Genomic DNA, 20,009 nt, shown 5'->3' with positions numbered 1-20,009 from the left:
AAGGTCGGGAGAGGCGTGTTGAGGCGGAATGCCCCGGAAATACAGGGGGTCGAGGGGCTGCGCCCCCGGGTCCTGGCGGATTTCGCCGGTCGCTGGACCATCGCGCGGCGGATCCTCCAGGCTGGACAGCCTCAGGCGCGCTTCGATGGTATCGCGGAATGGACCCCGTCCGGCGCGGATCTCGCCTACCACGAGGAAGGCTTTCTCCACCTCGCCGGGCAACCCCCGATCAGGGCCCAGCGGCGCTATCTCTGGAAGCCGGACCTGAGCGTCTGGTTCGAGGACGGGCGGCTGTTTCACCACGTTCCGCCCGGCGGCGGCGGGGCCGAACACTGGTGCGCGCCCGATACCTACCGGGTGCGCTACCGCTTCGGCCAGTGGCCGCGGTTCGAAACCACGTGGCGTGTGACCGGCCCCCGCAAGAACTATGCCATGATCAGCACGTTCGCCCCCGATGCGGAGGCCGGCACGCCCCCCAACGGACCTCAGCCGTTCAGGTAACGGTCGAAGCGGGCAAAATCGGCCCGGTTGCGGCAGTATCCCGGCGCATGGTCGAGATGGGTATTGGTCGATTGCAGCACCGCGCAGGCCGACTGCTGGGTGCAGGCGCTGCACCGCATCACCGCGCCGCGATAGCCCAGCGCCGCCGGTTCGCCGTGCCGGGTCACCATCGTGCCCAGGTCAAGGCCCAGCCGGTCCGCCATGCCCTTGGTCAGGTCCGCGCTGCGGATGATTTTCGAGAAGAACCCCATGATATGCCGTCTTTCCTTTGAATTTGCCCCGCAAGGTCGAGTCGCCCCTACCCTGACGCAGGCCCGCCCCCGCCGCCTTGACCTGTATCAAGCAAGGCGCCACCCGCCCCGGTTCCCGCTTGCCGCGCCGCCGCATCTGGGGCATCAAGTCCGCCGAGGATGAGGAACAATCAGGAGAACCGACATGTCCCTTGCTGCAACCGACCGCGTGCTGAGCGAGGTCCTTGGCCCCAAAACCGGCCTGGCGCTGCGCCTGAAACAGGCTGCCCTGGTGGTGATGGGTATCGCCATCCTGGCCATCGCGGCCAAGATCAAGGTCCCGATGTGGCCGGTTCCGATCACCATGGGAACCTTCGCCGTGCTGACCCTCGGCGCCGCCTACGGCGCGCGGCTCGGCCTCGTCACCATCATGGGCTACATGCTGGTCGGCGCCCTGGGCTTTGACGTTTTCGCAGGCTCGTCGGCCGAAGCCGCTGGCCTGACCTACATGATGGGCGGCACCGGCGGTTACCTCGTCGGCTACGTGCTCGCCACTCTGGCCCTCGGCGCACTGGCCGCCCGCGGCTGGGACCGTTCGGTCACCCGCATGGCCGCCGCGATGCTGATCGGCAACGCGCTGATCTATGTCCCCGGCCTGCTCTGGCTCGGCCAGCTCTACGGCTGGGACAAGCCGATCCTGGCCTGGGGCCTGACCCCCTTCCTGATCGGCGACGCGATCAAGCTGGCGCTGGCCGCCCTGCTGCTGCCCGCCGTCTGGAAACTGGTCGGCAACGCCCGCGGCTGAAACGACGGGCCCAAGGCCCCTCGCAAGAGCTGATGAAACGAAAAGGCCGGGGTTCTGCCCCGGCCTTTTTCACATCCACAAAACGGCCGCTAACCGACGGCGCCGTTCAACCCGCCTGGCTGCCGAAATATTCGTTGGCCTGCAAGTATCCCGCCGCCTTCGCCGCTGCCATCCACTCGGACTCGAGCGGCGCGTCCCCGATGATCACCACCTGGTTGCCCGGAAGCCGCCGGGACCGGATGAAGGTCTCGAGCCGCACGCGCATGTCGCTCCAGCTGTCGGTGAACCGGGGCGCGGCCTCGGTCGCGTCGAGCACCGGGTTGGCCTGCAGCACCGGGCCGGGCCGGTTCGGCAGATGCACCAGCGAGAGCTTCTGCGCCGACTTCACCGCGTCCAGCGCCCGGGCCTCTGCCTCGGGCATCTTTGCCCCGTCGCCGATGATGCGCAGCGCGTTCGACGAGAACAGCAGGCCCATGATGTCCTGCCCCGTCGCCTGCCGGATCCGGGCATAGGCCTTGTAGTCCATCCCCAGCTCGGCCGCACGGCGCAGCCGCATCTTCACCACCATCAGCGGGATGGTGTTAGGCATCAGTTCCTTCTGCGCCTTGCGCCACTGGTAGGCGCGCCAGACCTGTCCGCGCTCCATGCTGGGCCCGTTGTTGTGCCCGATGCCGGGGGTCGTCCCGCTCATGCCATCACCTCCTGCAGCCGGGCGACGTAGCGCGCCAGCGTGTCGATCTCCAGGTTGATCCGGTCGCCCACCTTCACCGCACCCCAGGTGGTCACTTCCTTGGTATGCGGGATGATGTTCACACCGAAATCGCGCCCCTCCACGTCATTGACCGTCAGCGAGGTGCCGTTCAGCGCCACCGAGCCCTTGGGCGCGATGAACCGCGCCAGATGCTCGGGAGCCCGGAAGACAAAGCGCGAGCTGTCGCCCTCGTCGCGGATGTCGATCACCTCGGCCACGCCGTCGACATGGCCCGAAACGATATGCCCGCCCAGTTCGTCCCCGACCTTCAGCGCGCGTTCCAGGTTGACCTTCTGGCCCGGGGCCCAGCCATTGGCGCCGATGTTGGTCTTCGACACCGTCTCGGCGCTGATCTGGACATCGTACCAGTCGGGCCCGAGGTCGACCACGGTAAGGCAGACCCCGTCGCTGGCGATGGAGGCGCCGATATCGATCTTGGCGGTGTCATAGGACGTGGCGATGCGCGCGCGCAGGTCGCCCTGCTTCTCGACCGCGCGAACGGTGCCGATGTCGGTGATGATCCCGGTGAACATGGGTCTGGCTCCTGACCTGGCTTCCTCTCTGAGTTAGTCCCGGGGCGGTTTCGCCGCAAGCCCCAGATATTGCGTCATTTCCACTCTCGGGTCATAGTTTCGCCCTAGAACGGCAGTACAGATCCGGGAAACAATCCCGGGCAAACCGAGCAAACCCGAGCAGAAATGATGAACGCGACCGCCAACAGTCAGCCTGTCTACCTGTTCCTGCAGGGGCCGCACGGGCCCTTCTTCCAGTCCCTGGGGCGGATGCTGCGGGCCGCCGGAGCCGAGGTCTGGCGCGTGGGGTTCAACGCGGGCGACCGCGCCTTCTGGCCCGACCGGGCAAGCTTCATCCCCTATACCGGCAGCCCGGAGAACTGGGCCGCCACCTTCGAAACCATCGTTGCCGAGCGCCGGGTAAGTGACATCGTCCTCTACGGCGACACCCGACCGATCCACGCCGAGGCCGTCGCCGCCGCCCGCCGTCTGGGTCTGCGCGTGCATGTCTTCGAAGAAGGCTACATGCGCCCCTACTGGATCACCTACGAGCGCGACGGCTCGAACGGCAATTCGCGGCTCATGGACATGAGCATCGCCGACATGCAGGAGGCGCTGGCGCAGTCCGATCTGGAGGCGCCCCTGCCCCCGTCGCACTGGGGCGACATGCGCCAGCACGTCTTCTACGGCGCGCTCTACCACTGGTTCGTCATGTTCCGGAACGGGCGTTTCCGCAATTTCCGCGCCCACCGGGAGCTCCCGGTGACGCGCGAGTTCCAGCTTTACCTCCAGCGCCTGCTCCTGATGCCGTTCCACGGGATCGAGCGGCGCTTCGCGACCCGGCGCATCCGCAACGGCGGCTTTCCCTATCACCTCGCCCTGCTGCAGCTCGAACACGACAGCTCGTTCCAGCAGCACTCGCCCTTCTCGCGCATGACCGACTTCCTCTCGGTGGTGTTCGAGGGCTTTGCCACGGGCGCGCCGCAGCACCACCACCTAGTCATCAAGGCCCACCCGCTGGAGAACGGCCGTGTCGCCCTGCGCCGAGAGGCGCGCCGCCTCGCCCGCCAACACGGGCTCGAGGGCCGAGTGCACTACGTCCGTGGCGGCAAGCTCGCGCAGCTTCTGAACGACGCCCGCAGCGCGGTCACAGTGAACTCCACCGCCGGCCAGCAGGTGCTGTGGCGTGGCATCCCGCTCAAGGTCTTCGGCCGCGCGGTCTACGACAAGCCCGAGTTCGTCTCGACCCAGCCGCTCGCCGATTTCTTCCGCGGCGCCGGTCGCCCCGACATGCGGGCCTACAAGGACTATCGCCGCTACCTGCTGGAAACCAGCCAGGTGCCCGGCGGCTACTACTCCTCGCGCGGGCGGCGCCAGCTCCTGCGCCTCGTGGTCGACATGATGCTCTCGCCCGAAGATCCCTACGATGCGCTGAAATCCGGCACAGCGGCGCCGCGGCAACAGTTGCGCGTGGTGAACTGACCGCCTCCAGCCCGGCCTCTAGCTTTTTTCTCAGGAATCCGATAGGGATACCGGAAAAACACCGAGGCAGAAAAACAGGTCGAGGAGACCGGGCAGTGATTTTCCAAGAAAACCGATGGGCGAAGTCCGTCGTGACGCTGACAGTCATCGCGCTGTTGGCGGGCTGCGGCTTGCCTCAGGTCGGGCCGAACAAGCGCCAGATCTACGCCGGTTCGGTCCAGCGCGAAGGCGACTCCTTCATCGTCACGGTCAACGACCGGGTGACGCGGGCCACTGCCGTCGTTCCTGCCCTCGGGTTTTCCAGCGACTTCACCGGCGCCGCGCAGCTGACTTCCGATGTCATCCGGCCGGGCGACATTCTTGGCCTGACCATCTGGGAAAACGTCGATGACGGGCTGCTGACCGGACGCACCGGCAACTCCACCCCGCTTGAGGAAGTGCAGGTCGATAGCTCCGGCTTCATCTTCGTGCCCTATGCGGGCCGCGTCAAAGCCTCTGGCAACACCCCGAACCAGCTGCGCGAGATCATCACCTCGCAGCTCGAGGAACAGACCCCCGACCCGCAGGTCGAGGTGCGGCGCGTCGCCGGTGACGGCTCGACCGTGTCGCTCGTCGGCTCCGTGGGCGCACAGGGCGTCTACCCGATCGAGCGCCCCACCCGTACGCTCTCGGCCATGCTGGCCAAGGCGGGCGGTGTCACCATTGAGCCCGAGATCGCCGAGATCACGGTGATCCGGGGCAGCCAGCGCGGCAAGATCTGGTTCCAGGACCTCTACGACAACCCCTCGCTCGACATCGCGCTCCGTGCCGGGGACCGCATCCTCGTCGAGACCGATACTCGCTCGTTCACCGCCCTCGGCGCCACCAGCAAGCAGGCCCGCGTGCCCTTCGAGTCCCAGGACCTCTCCGCGCTCGAAGCCATCGCGCAGGTCGGCGGCCTTGTCTCCACCACCTCCGACCCGACGGGCGTCTTCGTCATGCGCAACGAACCCGCCGAGATCGCCAACCAGGTGCTGGGCCGGGGTGACCTGCAGGGTGCACAGCGCATGATCTACGTGCTGAACCTGAAGGAACCCAACGGCCTGTTCCTTGCCCGTGACTTCGTGATCCGGGACGGCGACACCCTCTACGTGACCGAAGCGCCCTATGCGCAGTGGTCCAAGACGATCTCGCTGCTGCTGGGCGCGGTCACGCCGATTGCCAGCATCGACAGCCTGACCAACTGATCCGTTGCGCGGCGCGGAAAACGATATGGCCGGGGGCGAGAGCTCCCGGCTTTTCGTTTACAACGGCGGGTTCCTGACCCAGCGCCGGGTGCGCCGCATCCTGCAACTCTCCGGCTACCGCCTGCGGCTCGGCCTCCCCGGTCCCGGCGACATGGTCGGCGTCTGGGGCAACAGCCCGACGGCGCACCGGGGCCTCTCCGTCGCCGAGAAACGCAACGCGCCGGTGCTGCGGGTCGAGGATGCCTTCCTGCGCTCGCTCCACCCCGGCCGTGCCGGTGAGCCGCCCATCGGGCTGCACCTCGACCGGCGCGGGGTGCATTTCGACGCCTCCGTGCCCTCCGACCTCGAAACCCTGCTCGCCACCGCCCCGCTGGACGACACCGCGCTGCTCGACCGTGCGCGCGACGCCATCGCGCGGATGCAGGAGGCCCACCTGAGCAAGTACAGCGGCTTTGATCCCGCCACCCCGGTGCCCGAACCCGGCTACGTTCTGGTCGTCGACCAGACCCGCGGCGATGCTTCCGTGCTCGCCAGCCGGGGAGACGACGCCCGCTTCCGCGAGATGCTGGTCTTTGCGCAGGAGGAAAACCCCGGCGCGCGGATCCTGATCAAGACCCACCCCGAAACGCGCGCAGGTTTCCGGCCCGGCTATTACGGACCGGAGGATGCCAACCGCCGCGTGACCCTCTACGACGACCCCGTCAGCCCCTGGACCCTGCTTGAGGGCGCCGTCGCGGTCTACACGCTCTCCTCGCAGTTCGGCTTCGAGGCCATCCTCGCCGGTCACCGGCCCCGCGTCTTCGGCCAGCCCTTCTACGCCGGCTGGGGCCTTACCCAGGACGAGGACCCGGTGCCGCGCCGCGAACGTCGCCTGACCCGGCCCCAGCTCTTCGCCGCCGCGATGATGCTCTACCCGGTCTGGTACGACCCCTACTGCGACCGCCTGTGCGAGCTGGAAGACGCGCTCGACACGATGGAGGCCGAGGCGCGCGCATGGCGCGAGGATCATCGCGGCTGGGTCGCCAGCGGCATGCGCCTGTGGAAACGCCCCGCGCTGCAACAGATGTTCGGCCAGCAGAAACGGGTGATCTTCACCGACGACAACGCCAAGGCCGATGCCACCGGGCGGCCCCGCATGGTCTGGGCCGGCAAGGCCACCGGCGACCACGCCGGCGCGACGCGGGTCGAGGACGGTTTCCTGCGCTCGCGCGGGCTCGGGGCGGAACTGGTGCCGCCCCTCTCGCTGGTGACCGACGACATCGGCATCTACTACGATCCGACCGGCCCCAGCCGCCTCGAAGAGTTGATCACCCGGCGCGCAACGCTGACAGCGGCACAGGAACGCCGAGCCGAGCGCCTGATCCGTTCGCTTACCGACAAGGGCCTCAGCAAGTACAACCTCGGCGGCACGCCGCCCGACCTGCCGCAGGGCCACCGCGTACTGGTCCCCGGCCAGGTGGAAGACGACCAGTCGATCCTGACCGGCGCAGGCACGGTCCGGACCAACGAGGCCCTGCTCGAAACCGTGCGGGCGGCCCGCCCCGATGCGGTGATCCTCTACAAACCCCACCCCGACGTCGAGGCCGGGCTGCGGACCGGTGCTACCGGGGCCGGGGCTGCCGACATGGTGCTGACTGCGGCAGACCCCGCCACCCTGCTGGGCGCGGTGGACGAGGTCTGGACCATGACCTCGCTGCTCGGGTTCGAGGCGTTGTTGCGCGGGGTCAGGGTGACGACGCTCGGCGCCCCCTTCTACGCCGGCTGGGGCCTAACCGACGATCTCGGCCCGATCCCCCCGCGCCGCACCGCCCGCCCCTCCCTCGCCGGACTGGTCCACGCCGCGCTGATCGACTACCCGCGCTACCGCGATCCCAAAAACGGGCACCCCTGCCCCGTCGAGGTCATCGTCGAATGTCTCGCCACCGGCCGCATCCCGCATCCCGGGCTCGCCAACCGGACGCTCTCCAAGCTGCAGGGCCTCTTCGCCAGCGCCTCGCACCTCTGGCGCTAGGCCTGCAATCCGCTTGGGCGCAAAGGCCACGCCCACCCCGTGAACCGCGGGGGAATGCAGATTTTTCGCAGGTTCCGGTTCCTCCCCATCGCGAAGACGACTAAGATTTTCGAAATTGCGGAGTAATCTCTTTGGCCAAACCCAAGCAGCAGGGCGACATGCCGCCACCGGCCCCGAAACGCCCCACCGAAGGGACGCTCGGCCAGCACGCCTACCAGTGCATCCGCTCGGATATCCTCAAGGGCCATCTGCGCCCGGGCACCCCCCTGCGCCTGCAGGGCCTCAAGGAACGCTACGGCCTCAGCTTCACACCGCTGCGCGAGGCACTGAACCGGCTGCAGAGCGAGCAACTGGTCGACAACTTCGCCTCGCGCGGGTTCCGCGTCGCCACCTTCTCGATGGAGGAAATGTGGGACGCCATCGAGACCCGCATGCTGATCGACTGCGAAGGTCTGCGCCGCTCGATCCGGCGCGGCGGCGACGACTGGGAGGCCGAGGTGCTGGGCTCGATGCTGGCGCTCACCCGCGCCTTCGAACGCACCATGGCGCTGACCCGCGAAGCGACCGAGGAGGAACGGGCCGAGCTGGAAGACCGGCACAAGGCCTACCACCACGCCCTGATCAGCGCGAGCGGGTCGAACTACATGCTGCACTACTCGGATCAGCTCTACCAGCAGACCCACCGCTACCGCTGGCCGTTCTTCTCGGAGGCGCCGGGCAGCGCCTTTCTCAAGCAGTCCTACATGGCCGAACACCGGCAGATCGCGGACCATGCCGTCGCCCGGCGCGAGGAGGAGGCGGTCGATCTTTTCGCCCGCAGCCTCCACCGCACCGGCGAGGTCATCGAAAAGCTGCACATGGCGCAGCCGGTGGCTTGACCCCCTAGTTGCGCATCACCGAAGGCAGCCAGGTCGCAATCCCCGGCACCGCCACCAGCAGCACGATCAGAACCAGCGTGCACAGCAGGTAGGGCAGCACCGCGCGGGCGATCTGGCCCAGCGTCGTCCCCTTGGGCGCAACCCCCGCCATCACGAAGAGCAGCAGGCCGAAGGGCGGCGTCGCCAGCGACATCTCGAGCGCCAGCAGCATGATCACCCCGAACCAGATCGGGTCGAACTGATAGACGCTCACCAGCGGCATGAAGATCGGCAGGGTCAGCATCATTATCGAGAGCTGGTCCATGAACATCCCGAGGATGATCAGCACCACCAGCATCGCCGCCAGCATCGCGTAGAACCCGAGGCCGAAACCGGTCGCATAGCTGATCAGCCCCGACGAGGCGCCGGAGAAGGCCAGCACCTGCGAGAAGGTGGTGGAACCGATGATGATCATCAGCATCATGCCCGACACCTTGAGCGTCCCCATCATCGCCTTGGTCATGACCGAGAGCGACAGCTTGCGATAGACGATAGTCAGGATCAGCACCGACAGCACGCCGAAGGCGGCGGACTCGGTCGGCGTCGCCCAGCCCATCAGGATCAGCCCGATGACGCAGAAGATCACCAGACCCATCGGCAGCACGTTCAGCGCCAGCGCCTTCAGGATGGCGCCCAGCGGCGCACGCTCCACCGCATAGGACGGCGCGGCGTCAGGATCGCGGGCCAGCGTGATGCGGATGGTGATGACGTACATCGCCATCAGGATCAGCCCCGGCACCAGCCCGGCGATCAGCAGCGCCCCCACGTCGATCCGGGCCAGCGACCCGAGGAGAACCGCGAGCGAGGACGGCGGAATGATCATGGCGACCGCGCCGGTCGCGATGATCGGCCCCATGATGATATGCGGCTTGTAGCCCCGCTTGATCATGTCGGGCATCAGCGTCGATCCCAGCATGGCGGTATTGGCCATCGACGACCCCGAGAGGGTCGCAAAGATGGTGCCCCCTGCGACGGTGAGATAGCTCAACCGCCCACGGATCCGGCCGAAACACATGTCGAGCGCGTCAAACACCCGCGCCGCGAGGCCCGAGTGGAACAGGATCTCCCCCATCAGCGTGAACAGCGGCACCGGCACCAGCGCAAAGGTGGTGATGCTGTCGGTGGCATTGGCGACCAGCTGGTCGATGCCCACGAGACCGCCCATGAAGACGATCACACCGGCGATGTTGATCACGAGAAAGGCCACGGCCACGGGCAGGCCGAGGAACATCAGGAACAGCAGTCCTCCGACGAGGAACAGCGAGGCGGCAATCCAGGTCATGTCATGCGCCCCCTGCGTCGCCGTTGTAGACTTGTCCGCGCAGCAACTGGCGCAGGAATTCGATGGCCGAAAGGGTCAGGCCAAAGCAGAGCATGGCGAAGAGCACCCAGCTCGGGATGCTGATCGAGCGCATGTCCACCGTTCCGGCCTGGAACTTCTGCAGCGCGAGTGCCCCGGCACGCCATCCCAGCAGCGCCAGCGTCACCACCGACACCGCCTGAACCAGCAGGCCGACGCCACGGCGCAGATGCGGGGGCAACTGGCCCGTGAAGGCCGAGACCGTGACGTGCCCCTGCTCGCGCACCAGCCAGGGCGCGGCGCACATGGTCGAGAACATCAGGATGTATTCCGAAACGGCAGAGGTCGACTGGAACGGGGCCGAGCCGGTGTTGCGCAGGATCACGTCGATGACGATCGCGCAGGTGATGTAAAGCAGGCTGAGCGCTCCGAGCGCGGCCAGCCCGGTGATGACTCGGTCGTAGATCCTCATCTCGCCTTTTTCCGGTAGCAGGAACAGGACGGCAGGCCGCATGAGGCGGCCCGCCGCGGGTAATCTGCGGGACGTTACCGCCCCGATGCCGCTTACTTGTAGAACTTTTCGCGCAGTTCGTCGTAGTAGGGGCTGCCCGACGCCTTGAGCCGCGACCATGCGCTGTCAAAGGCGGTGTCGAGGTAGGCCTTGGCCGCATCGCCTTCCAGCGTGATGATCTCGATGCCCTTTTCGCGCACCGCCTTGTCGGTGTCTGCCGTGGTCTGGGCCAGGCGGTCACGCGACCCGATCTCGTACTCGGCCGCAACCTCGTCGAGGATCGCCTTGGCCTCGTCGCTCAGACCGTCGTACTTGGCCGGGTTCATCACCACCACGAGGTCCGAGTTGAAGAAGCCCGGGTCGATCCGGTACTTCAGGAACTCGTCCCACGAAAAGTCCATGACGCCCGCGACCGGCCAGCCGATACCCTCGAAGGTATGGCGCTCGAGACCGGTGTAGACGTCCGGCACCGGCACCGACATGGGCACCGCGTTCATGCTCTCGAAGAAGGCATTGTAGATCGGCTGCGACCGCAGGCGCATGCCCTTGAGGTCGACCTTGCCGTCTTCGCCGATGGTCGGCTGGTCCACGGTCCAGACGTGGAACTGCAGGCCGGACTGCGCCATCGCCATCAGGCGGACGTTGAAACGCTCGCCAAAGATCTTCTGCATCAGCTCGAGGCCGCCGTTGGACCGGAAGGTCTCGGGCGTCACGGTCGAGCCGACCAGCGCGTCAATCTCCGGAGCGGTGCCCAGGTGATAGGTGGCCGGGCCATACTGCATGTCGATGACACCGCGGCTGACGGCATCCATCTGCTGCGGCGGCGGGATCACTTCGGGGCCGCCGACGATGTCGATGCGGATCACGCCTTTGCCCTTCTCGTTCACCGCCTCGGCGAACTTGGCAAAGTCCTGCGACCAGAACATCGGCGTCGGAAAGGCGGTGACGGCGCGCAGCACGTCTTCTGCCTGAACGCTGGTGGCGCCGAGGAGCCCGAGGGCCGTCGCGGCCAGAACGCCGCGGAGTCTTTCAGTGTTGAACATGCGTTCACTCCCTGTTGGAGAAAGGTGCCGTTTGCCGGCTTATGACCGCGCCGTCGGCGCGGAGATGGTCTTGACGTCCCGATTGTTTTCGCCGGGCCCGCGAACTGTCAAACAGTATTTTGCAAAACCCGGAGAAATTTCGAAATTCACGCCGAGGCTGCCCCGCTCGTGGACGTATCGAGCACCGGCGGTCGGGCCAGTTGCTCGGCCTTGAGACGGTCCATCAGCGCCGAGAGGCGAGCCTCGCGATAGGCGGCGATGTCCATGCCCTCGTAGTTCAGGAACCCCTGCCGGGTCTTCAGGCCGATCCGTCCCTCGCGCATGTTGGTGTCGATCACCTCGGGCGCGGCATAGCGGTCGTTGTCGAGCGCCTTCGAGAGGTACTGGCTGGCGTGGTAGAGGATGTCTCCCCCGCCCCAGTCGATGAACTCCAGCAGGCCCAGCACCGAGAAACGGAAGCTGAAACCATAGCGGATCGCCTTTTCAAGGTCCTCGGCCGTGGCCACGCCCTCTTCCACCATGCGGGCGGCCTCGTTCATGGCCACCTGCTGGATGCGCGGGATCATGAAACCGGGGCTGGCGGCGCAGGGCACCGGCACCTTTCCCACGCTCTCCAGCAGGGCAGAGAGGCGCGCGGTGACCTCGGGATCGGTCTGCTGGCCGGCCGAGATCTCGACCAGCGGCACGATGAAGGCCGGGTTCAGCCAGTGCGAGTTCAGGAACTGCGCCGGGCGCGGCAGGGCTGGTGCCAGATCGTCCACCAGGATGGTCGAGGTGGTCGAGGCCAGGATCGCGTCCGCCGCCATGTGCGACTGCGCATCGGCCAGCGCCTTCTGCTTGAGGCCAAGAACCTCGGGCACCGCCTCGAACACCACCCCTGCCCGGCCCAGTGCCGCGGGCGCATCGGCCTGCGGCACCACCCGGACACGGGCGGCGATCTGGTCGACGGCGGAGCCATCGAACAGACCGAACCGCGCGATCATGCCCAGCGTCTCGCGGATCTCCTCCATCGACTCGGCGGCCAGCCGGTCGAAGTCCTCGGCCGAACGCGCCTTGAAGTCGATCAGGTCGACCGGATGTCCGGCGTAGGCAAAGACGATGGCGATGCCCCGCCCCATCCGCCCCGCGCCAAGGCAGGCGACGGGCGTCGTCATGCCATGACCTTTCCGGCGGCGATCGACTTCAGCTCTTCGGCGGTCTTGCCGCCAAGGCCCAGCTTGGCCAGCGGGCGCCCGGTCTCGAGGAAGTCCTCGCCATTGATCGCGCCGCCGAGCGTCATCAGCGACCGCGCCACAGGCACGTCGATCCCCGCCGCATCGGCCATCGAGACCAGCAGCGACAGGCCCAGCTTGGTGTCTTCCATCATGTAGCGGTGGGCGGTCAGGTCGATCTTCTCGCGCCAGTCGCCGGAGTCCTTCAGGTTCGCCCGGCTCTTGCGGTCATACATCCACATCTCGCCGTCGCGGTAGTGGTCCGCCAGCGGGAAGTGCGGCGCGCCATAGCCAAAGGCCTCGCGCACGGCAACCCGCTCGGCGTCCAGCTGGTCGGTGGTGCGGCGGACCGAGGCCTGCGTGCCCTCGTTGTGGATGTCCCAGGCTTCGAAATGCTCCAGCGGGCCCGCGTTCATAATGATCAGCGGCGGGTGGATGATCGGCCCGGCGTTCATCAGCGCAGCCGACAGCACGTCGCCGCAATCCTCGATCACGCCCGGGAAGGCCGCGTCGATGGTCTTGAGCGCCGTATCCTTCAGCGACAGCGGGTAGACGCCGGTCGGCAGGCGCACGGCGCGGGTCGAAACCACCACCTCCGAGAAGCCGTGCTTGCGCACCAGCCACGGCAGCGTGCCGGTCTCGGCAAAGGCCACGCCCTCGGCGGTGCCCGCCTTCTCGGCAGCAAAGGCGAAGATCAGGCTGCCGAGCGTGCCGGGCGGCAGGTAGATCACCTGCCCCGGCTCGAAGAAGGGCGCGATCTTGGGCGCGAGGTCTTCATGCGCATGGGCCGGGATCGGGCAGAGGATCAGCTCCGCCCCCTTCATCGCCTCGGCGAGGTCGGAGGTCACCAGGGCCATCTCGCCCGTGCGGGTGCCTTCGGCATCGCGCACCGTGATGGTGTTGCCGGTCTTGGCATGTTCAGCCACGTCGCCCTCGCTCCGGCGCCACAGGCGGACGTCATGCCCCGCCAGCGCAAAATCACCGGCCGCTGCCAGCGAGCCGTTTCCGCCGCCGAGTACCGCAATCTTCATGATGAACCTCTCCTGTAGAATTCGTGTCCAGCCCGTCCGGCGGGCAACCTGAGGCGAGCCTAGAAGAGCCCGAAACGCTGCGTCAACACATTTTATAAAACAATCTGAAATTTCGTAATTTTTGAATGAAACCGCTCCAATGCTGGGCAACAACATGATTTAATAAGTTAATTCATATATTTACCCATCTCCCCACCTCTCCCTGCGCATTGATCAGCATTCGGGTCGCCCGACCACATCCGTCCATGCGACCAAGGCGCAGATCACTGAAGGAGTGCGAAAAATGCCCACTTACCGAGGAATGCCAGTCGCCCAGGCCGAAGCCTATCGCGCCGGGGCCGCAGATGCCTACGGCAACCCGCCCGAGCGCAAACTCAGCGAAGGCGGCGCGCCCTGCCGCTGCTGCCTCGAGATGATTCCCGAGGGAGAGGAGATGCTGGTGCTGGCCTACCGGCCCTTCGACGGACTCCAGCCCTACGCGGAAACCGGGCCGATCTTTCTCTGCGCCGAGAGCTGCGCGCCCAAGGGCACCGGCCTGCCCGATGTCGTGGTCTCGCCGGACTACCTGCTCAAGGCCTACTCGGCCGACCAGCGCATCATCTACGGCACCGGCCGCATCACCCCGCGAGACGAGATCGACGCCTACGCCGGCTCCCTCCTCGACCGCGAGGATGTCGCTTTCGTCGACCTGCGCTCGGCGCGGAACAACTGCTGGCAGATCCGCATCACCCGGACCTGAGCGCAACGAAAAGGGGCGCAACCCGCTGGCTGCGCCCCTCTCTCTGCCCCGGCCCGCTCAGACCGGCAGGCTTCAGAACGTCTTGGTCACCGACAGGCTGACCTCGCGGCCCGAGCCGTAGGAACAGACATAGGCGGTCTGGCACCCGGTGACATACTGCTCGTCGGCGAGGTTGGTCACCGCCAGTTGCCCGCTCAGCCCATTGCGGAAATCGTAGCGCGCGGACACGTCGTAGACCGTCGAACTCGGCACCGAGAGCGTGTTGGCAGCATCGGCAAAGCTCTCGCCGCGATGACGGATGCCCAGCGCAACCTGCAGCCCGTCCAGCGCGCCGGTAAAGTCATAGCTGCCCCGCACGGCGACCTCGACATCCGGCACCAGCGTCGGCGACTTGCCCCGCAGTGTCACATCGCTGTCGGCGGTGATCTCCGGGTCCAGCAAGGTCAGCGCACCGGCAAGCTTGAACCCATTGCCGAAGTCATAGCGCCCCTCCAGTTCAAAGCCGCGCATGCGCACCTCGCCCAGCTGGTTGTAGGCCCCGAAGGTCCCCGCAACCACGTTGTTCTGGTCGATCCGGAACAGCGCGCCGGACAGGGCAAAGTTGCCCGCCTCGGGCGCCCACTTGAAACCCAGTTCCAACTGCTTGCCGAACTCCGGCTCGGTCACCCCGTCCGAGGGCGAGACGATCAGCGGATTGAAGAAGCTCGAATAGGTCAGGTAGGGCGTGACCCCGTTCCCCAGCTCCTTCGCCAGCGCCAGCCGCCACGAGGTCTCGCTGTCGTCGCGGTCAAAGCTCGTCGTGCCTTCCTGCTCGGTATGCACCCAGTCGTGACGCAGGTTGCCGGTCGCGATCCAGCCGTCGCCCCAGCGGATCTGGTCCTGCACGTAGAGGCCGGTCTGCTGCTGCCGCGTGATCGCGTCCTTGTAGGTGAACAGCGTCCCCGGATCGCCCGGCGCGGTGGTGCCGACGACAGTGTTGGTCCCGCCACCCGAAGCCTGCGTCTCGTCGATCTTGTAGGTCCGCGCATCGAGGCCGAACAGCAGGTTGTGCGCCAGCGCCCCGGTATGGACGGTGCCGTAGTAACGCAGGTCGGTCTGAGCCGTGCGGACCAGCGTGTCATGCTCGAAGGCGACAAGGCTCAGCGTGCCGTCGCTGTCGGAGGGCTCCAGCGCATAGCCCGCGTAACCGTATGGATAGTAATAGCTTTCCTCGATGCTCGCGACGCCGACGCGCCCCACCCCGGTGAACGTGAACCCGTTGTCGAACTCGTGCTCGACCACGGCCGAGAGCGTCGCCTGCCTGCGGCTGTAGCTGTCCCAGTCGGGGTCCGAGAAGTTGGCGTCGGGGTCGATGTACCCGAACTCTTCGGTCGGAACGACCGTGCCATAGTACGGCAGGAAGGTGCTGCCGTTGTGCTTTTCGTCCGCGATGTGCACGTTCGCCAGCAGGGTGACCTCGGTGCCATTCTGCGTCGTGAACTTGTAGGACGGCGCCAGCGTGCCCCGGAACCCGGTGTTCAGGTCGTCGTACTTGTCACCGCCCTCGACCCGGCCGGTGAATCGATAGGCGTTGCCGTTGGCAAGGTCTTCGCCCATGTCGAACTCGACCCAGCCCGAACCCGCGTCGTTGGCCCCGAGGGTGACTTCGCCGACGTGCCCGCCCGGCCGCTTGGAGACATAGTTGATAATCCCGCCCGGGTTCGACCCGCCGTAGAGCGCCGAGGACGGCCCGCGCAGCACTTCGATCCGCTCGATCGTATAGGGGTCGATGAAGAACGAGCCGAAGGCAAAGGCGAGGTTCTGGGCGTTGTCGAGGTAGACCCCGGTCTGGTCAGCCTGGAAACCGCGCACCCGCAGCCAGTCGTAATCCTCGTCGTCGCCAAAGACATCCGTCGTCACGCCGGCCGTGTACCTCAGCGCCTCGCTCGCCCGCTTGGCGTCGAACACCTCGATATCGTCGCGCCCCAGAACCGAGACCGACTGCGGGATCTCGCTGACCCGCAGCGGCACCTTCGAGCCGGTGACGGTCGGCGGGTTCGGGTCGGTCCCCACCGGCCCGGTGGCATCTTCCTGCACCCGGATCTGGATGGGTTCGAGCTCGACCACGTCGTCGGACGTCTGCGCCATCGCCGCGCCGGATGCGCTGAGCAGAAGGATGGCGTGCAGCGGCAGGCGCAGCGCGAGGCGGCGGCTGCGAATGTCTCCAATCATGTTCTTATCCTTGTATACGGCAGCCACACCCCCCTTGGCGGGCCGCAGATCAGGGTAGTTGATAAAAACAGTCAGGTAGGATTGTCTTGAAGATTCCGCCCATCCCGGCCCGCTCCCGGCAGCAGGGCGCCGCTTCCGCCCCACCGCCCCGGCGTGACTCCTGTCGCCGACTTGAAGACGCGGGTGAAATGGGCCTGGTCGGAAAAGCCCGTCAGCCCGGCGATCTCGGCCAGCGGCATGCCCTGCGCCAGCCGGTCCTTGGCCGCGTCGATGCGCAGCGCCATCACCCACTGGTAGGGCGACTGCCCCGTCGCACGGCGGAACAGGCGGTTGAAATGGGTCCGCGACAGCTCGGCCACATCGGCCAGCGCCTCGGCCGAGACGCCCCGGTTCAGGTTGCCCTGCACGTGGGTCCGCAGCCGGTCCAGCGTCGCCGCCGTGATCCCCGGAACGCGCGCCGTATCGTATTGCTCGTGAAACAGCTGCCGGATCAGTTCCGCGGCCAGCGCCTCCGCCTCGGCACTGCCCGGCCCCGGCGCACAGGCTTCGGCCAGCCGCGCCGCCACCGCACGCAGCGGCTGGGCATCTTCAAGGAACACGGGCCGGTCCAGCGGGGTGCCCGGTGCCACGATCCCGCGCAGGCGGCGCAGCGGCAGGTGAATGTCCACGTGGCGCAGCGCACCGGGCCGTTCCGACTGCCCCCAGAGCTCGACCCCGGCGGGAACGAAACAGGCGCCACAGGGCCGCCCCGGCCCGACCTTGTCACAGGAGAGCACCAGCCGCGCGCCATCGAGGATGGTGACAAAGCGGGGATGCATCGAGACATAGCGCCCGCTGGTCCGCGCCGCGCCCTGCACCGTCCAGACGTCGATCATCATCTCGCTCAGCGCAAGATGCCTCGGCTGGCCGAGCACATCGTACCCCTTGATATCGGCGTACATTCTGGGATGAAAAGACAAGGGCGTCCCCGTTGTTGGCTGGCTGAGGACACTCTCTTGCTGGAGCCCTTATAGATAAGGGCTCCGAATAGTCAATCTGCCCGGCTCGGGGCCATGCCTCAGCCGCGCATTCTCGCCCCCGAAGGGTCATACATCGGGCGCAGCGACGCCTCGGCCGCCACCCGAACGCCCGCGATTTCGATCTCGTAGCCGGAGGCCAGCAGCGCGGCGGCATCCTCGCCCTTGCAAGGGACGTACCCCAGCCCGACCGCCGCGCCGAGCGTATGCCCGTAGTTGCCCGACGAGAGATAGCCAACGATCTGCCCGTCCCGCAGGATCGGCTCGGCATGGTAGAGCAGCGGCTCGGGATCGGTCAGGCGGAACTGCACCATCCGGTGAGTCAGCCCCTCCTCGCGCCGGCGCAGCACCGCATCACGCCCGATGAACGCCGGCTTCTCGGTCTTCACCGCAAAGCCGAGCCCCGCCTCCAGCACGTGATCCTCCTCGGTGATGTCATGGCCGAAGTGGCGGAATCCCTTCTCGATCCGGCAGGAATCCATCGCGTGCAGCCCGCAGAGGGTCAGCCCGTGCCCCTCGCCTGCCGCCATCAGCGTCTCGAACACATGCGCCGCCTGATCGGTCGGAGCGTAGATCTCCCACCCCAGTTCCCCAACGTAGGACACGCGATGCGCCCGCGCCTGCCCCAGCCCGATGTCGATGGACTGCGCGGATCCGAAGGGATGTGCCTCGTTCGACCAGTCATGCCAGGGCGCGGCGGCGCTCAGGACCTCGCGCGCCTTCGGCCCCATCACCGCCATCACGCCCTCGCCCGCCGTCACGTCGACCAGCGCGACCGCGTGGTCGCCCCGGTGACGTTCCAGCCAGCTCATCTCGCGGATCACCGTCGCGGCAGGCGTGACGACAAGATACCGCGTCTCGCTCAACCGCGTCACGGTCACGTCCGCCTCGATCCCGCCCCGCTCGTTCAGGAACTGGGTATAGACGATGCGCCCCGGCGGCACTGCCATCTGCGCGCCGCAGACGTGGTTCAGGAAGGTCTCGGCATCGCGCCCGTCGACGATGATCTTGCCAAAGGAGGTCATGTCGTAGAGGCCCACGCCCTCGCGGATCGCGCGATGCTCGGCGGCGGAGTTCCCGAACCAGTTCTGCCGTTTCCAGGAATAGGCGTATTCCGCCTTTTGCCCCTCGGCGGCGAACCAGTTGGCCCGCTCCCACCCCGCCGTCTCGCCCATCACCGCCCCGCGCGCCAGCAGCGCCTCGTGCAGGGGCGAGCGGCGGACGCCGCGCGCGGTGGCCTTCTGCCGGTAAGGGTAGTGGTCGGCATAGAGCAGGCCCAGCGTCTCCTTGGCCCGTTCGACAAGGAAGGTGCGGTTGCCCATGAAGGGCTGCATCCGGCGGATATCGACGTCCGAGAGGTCGAAAGGCGGATAACCATGCTCCATCCAGTGCGCCAGCGCCATGCCAGCCCCGCCGGAGGACTGGATGCCGACCGAGTTGAACCCGGCGGCGACGTAGTAGCCCCGCACCTCAGGCACCTCGCCTAGATGATAGGCGTCGTCGGGGGTAAAGCTCTCGGGACCGTTAAAGAAGGTATGGATCCCCGCGCTCTCCAGCAGCGGCACGCGGCTGATCGCCTTTTCGAGGATCGGCTCGAAATGCTCAAAATCCTCGGGCAGCTGGTCGAAACAGAAATCTTCGGGGATACCGTGCTTGGCCCAGGGTTTCGAAACGGGCTCAAAGGCGCCCAGCAGAATTTTCCCCGCATCTTCCTTGTAATAGGCGCATTCATCCGGCACTCGCAGCACCGGCAGGCGGGCCAGGTCGGGGATGTTCTCGGTCACGATGTAGAAGTGTTCGCAGGCCTGCAGCGGGACGTTCACCCCGTTCTTTCGACCCAGTTCCGCAGCCCACATGCCGCCGCAGTTCACCACGAAATCAGTCGCGATGAACCCGCTCTCGCCGGTCTGTTCCGCCACCCACGAGACGCCCGAGACCGCGCGCTGCCCGCCCTTCATGGTCTCGTGGACCTCGGTGACCTTCACATGCTCCTGCACCGTCGCGCCGCGCATCCGCGCGCCCTTGGCCAGCGCCAGCGCGATGTTGGCCGGGTCGCCCTGCCCGTCCTTCGGCAGATAGACCGCGCCCGCGAACCCCTCGGTGTTCAGGTGCGGGTAAAGCCCCTTCAGGTCGCTCTCGCCCAGCGCCTCCACCTCGACGCCAAAGGCACGCGCCATCGAGGCCTGCCGCAGGATCTCCTCCCGCCGCTCCCCCGTCAGCGCCATGGTGATCGACCCGTTGCGGCGAAACCCGGTGGCAACGCCCGTCTCGGCCTCCAACTCGCCATAGAGTTCCTGCGAGTACTTGCTGAGCCGGGTCATGTTCTTGGTCGCGCGCAGCTGCGCGATCAGCCCGGCGGCGTGCCAGGTGGTGCCGCTGGTCAGCTGCTTGCGCTCCAGCAGGACAACATCGGTCCAGCCGAGCTTGGCCAGGTGATAGGCGACCGAGCAGCCGGCGATACCGCCGCCGATGATCACGGCACTGGCCTGCGATGGAATGGGTTTCGTCATGG

At 66.9% G+C, this 20,009-nt stretch carries 18 protein-coding genes; 7 read left to right on the top strand and 11 right to left on the bottom strand.

Translation table 11 applies throughout. The features are described from left to right. The first annotated feature begins 18 nt into the window (after positions 1-18). Positions 19-501 (top strand): DUF6314 family protein, encoded by a 483-nt coding sequence (locus tag DDT93_RS00165; RefSeq protein WP_232825329.1) that lies wholly within the window; start codon positions 19-21, stop codon positions 499-501. Here DDT93_RS00165 and DDT93_RS00160 read toward each other — a convergent pair. Further along, positions 486-752, bottom strand: a complete 267-nt coding sequence (locus DDT93_RS00160; RefSeq protein WP_109463776.1) for a DUF6455 family protein — start codon at positions 750-752, stop codon at positions 486-488. The genes DDT93_RS00165 and DDT93_RS00160 overlap by 16 nt on opposite strands. A gap of 184 nt (positions 753-936) precedes the next feature. Here DDT93_RS00160 and DDT93_RS00155 point away from each other — a divergent pair, with 184 nt between their 5' ends. Beyond that, positions 937-1,536: a biotin transporter BioY gene (locus DDT93_RS00155; protein ID WP_109463775.1), complete on the top strand. Its 600-nt coding sequence runs from the start codon at positions 937-939 to the stop codon at positions 1,534-1,536. Between the two features lie 106 nt (positions 1,537-1,642). On the opposite strand, the gene DDT93_RS00150 is transcribed toward DDT93_RS00155, so the two are convergent. Beyond that, a complete protein-coding gene (locus DDT93_RS00150) occupies positions 1,643-2,227 on the bottom strand; it encodes a hypothetical protein (RefSeq protein WP_109463774.1) in 585 nt (194 codons plus the stop codon). Continuing rightward, positions 2,224-2,820, bottom strand: a complete 597-nt coding sequence (locus DDT93_RS00145) for a riboflavin synthase (protein ID WP_109463773.1) — start codon at positions 2,818-2,820, stop codon at positions 2,224-2,226. The genes DDT93_RS00150 and DDT93_RS00145 overlap by 4 nt, the downstream gene beginning before the upstream one ends. Before the next feature lie 168 nt (positions 2,821-2,988). Here DDT93_RS00145 and DDT93_RS00140 point away from each other — a divergent pair, with 168 nt between their 5' ends. The 4 genes from DDT93_RS00140 (at position 2,989) to DDT93_RS00125 (ending at position 8,396) form a co-directional block, all read left to right on the top strand. Continuing rightward, positions 2,989-4,281: a capsule biosynthesis protein gene (locus DDT93_RS00140; protein ID WP_109464711.1), complete on the top strand. Its 1,293-nt coding sequence runs from the start codon at positions 2,989-2,991 to the stop codon at positions 4,279-4,281. A gap of 95 nt (positions 4,282-4,376) precedes the next feature. After that, complete coding sequence (locus DDT93_RS00135; protein ID WP_109463772.1) at positions 4,377-5,507, top strand: polysaccharide biosynthesis/export family protein; 1,131 nt, start codon at positions 4,377-4,379, stop codon at positions 5,505-5,507. Between the two features lie 25 nt (positions 5,508-5,532). Beyond that, on the top strand, positions 5,533-7,518 hold the full coding sequence (locus DDT93_RS00130) for a capsular polysaccharide biosynthesis protein (protein WP_109463771.1): 1,986 nt from the start codon (positions 5,533-5,535) through the stop codon (positions 7,516-7,518). 131 nt (positions 7,519-7,649) lie between these two features. Continuing rightward, positions 7,650-8,396 (top strand): GntR family transcriptional regulator, encoded by a 747-nt coding sequence (locus DDT93_RS00125; protein WP_109463770.1) that lies wholly within the window; start codon positions 7,650-7,652, stop codon positions 8,394-8,396. Positions 8,397-8,400: 4 nt separating this feature from the next. On the opposite strand, the gene DDT93_RS00120 is transcribed toward DDT93_RS00125, so the two are convergent. The 5 genes from DDT93_RS00120 to DDT93_RS00100 form a co-directional block, all read right to left on the bottom strand. Then, positions 8,401-9,717 carry a TRAP transporter large permease gene (locus DDT93_RS00120; RefSeq protein WP_109463769.1) on the bottom strand — a complete coding sequence of 439 codons (1,317 nt, stop codon included), beginning with the start codon at positions 9,715-9,717 and terminating at the stop codon, positions 8,401-8,403. 1 nt (position 9,718) lies between these two features. Then, positions 9,719-10,207, bottom strand: coding sequence for a TRAP transporter small permease (locus tag DDT93_RS00115; RefSeq protein WP_109463768.1), 489 nt, complete (start codon positions 10,205-10,207; stop codon positions 9,719-9,721). A gap of 92 nt (positions 10,208-10,299) precedes the next feature. Further along, positions 10,300-11,289 (bottom strand): TRAP transporter substrate-binding protein DctP, encoded by a 990-nt coding sequence (gene dctP / locus DDT93_RS00110; protein ID WP_109463767.1) that lies wholly within the window; start codon positions 11,287-11,289, stop codon positions 10,300-10,302. A gap of 146 nt (positions 11,290-11,435) precedes the next feature. Then, positions 11,436-12,443: a 3-hydroxybutyryl-CoA dehydrogenase gene (locus tag DDT93_RS00105; protein WP_109463766.1), complete on the bottom strand. Its 1,008-nt coding sequence runs from the start codon at positions 12,441-12,443 to the stop codon at positions 11,436-11,438. Then, positions 12,440-13,531: an NAD/NADP-dependent octopine/nopaline dehydrogenase family protein gene (locus tag DDT93_RS00100; protein WP_109463765.1), complete on the bottom strand. Its 1,092-nt coding sequence runs from the start codon at positions 13,529-13,531 to the stop codon at positions 12,440-12,442. Before DDT93_RS00100 ends, DDT93_RS00105 begins: the two co-directional genes overlap by 4 nt. A gap of 283 nt (positions 13,532-13,814) precedes the next feature. Here DDT93_RS00100 and DDT93_RS00095 point away from each other — a divergent pair, with 283 nt between their 5' ends. Continuing rightward, positions 13,815-14,270 carry a DUF1203 domain-containing protein gene (locus DDT93_RS00095; protein WP_109463764.1) on the top strand — a complete coding sequence of 152 codons (456 nt, stop codon included), beginning with the start codon at positions 13,815-13,817 and terminating at the stop codon, positions 14,268-14,270. A 72-nt stretch (positions 14,271-14,342) separates the two neighbouring features. Here DDT93_RS00095 and DDT93_RS00090 read toward each other — a convergent pair whose 3' ends face one another. From DDT93_RS00090 to DDT93_RS00080, 3 genes are all read right to left on the bottom strand, one after another. After that, entirely contained in the window at positions 14,343-16,481 is a 2,139-nt protein-coding gene (locus DDT93_RS00090; protein WP_109463763.1) for a TonB-dependent siderophore receptor, read from the bottom strand. 71 nt (positions 16,482-16,552) lie between these two features. Next, on the bottom strand, positions 16,553-17,422 hold the full coding sequence (locus DDT93_RS00085) for a helix-turn-helix domain-containing protein (protein ID WP_109463762.1): 870 nt from the start codon (positions 17,420-17,422) through the stop codon (positions 16,553-16,555). Positions 17,423-17,538: 116 nt separating this feature from the next. Next, a complete protein-coding gene (locus DDT93_RS00080) occupies positions 17,539-20,007 on the bottom strand; it encodes a GcvT family protein (protein WP_109463761.1) in 2,469 nt (822 codons plus the stop codon). Positions 20,008-20,009 lie beyond the last annotated feature (2 nt).

The organism is Albibacillus kandeliae (genome assembly GCF_003116585.1).
Classification (GTDB): Bacteria; Pseudomonadota; Alphaproteobacteria; order Rhodobacterales; family Rhodobacteraceae; genus Albibacillus; species Albibacillus kandeliae.
The sequence above is the reverse complement of the archived record's forward strand: the minus strand, read 5'-3'. Positions and strand labels throughout refer to the sequence as shown.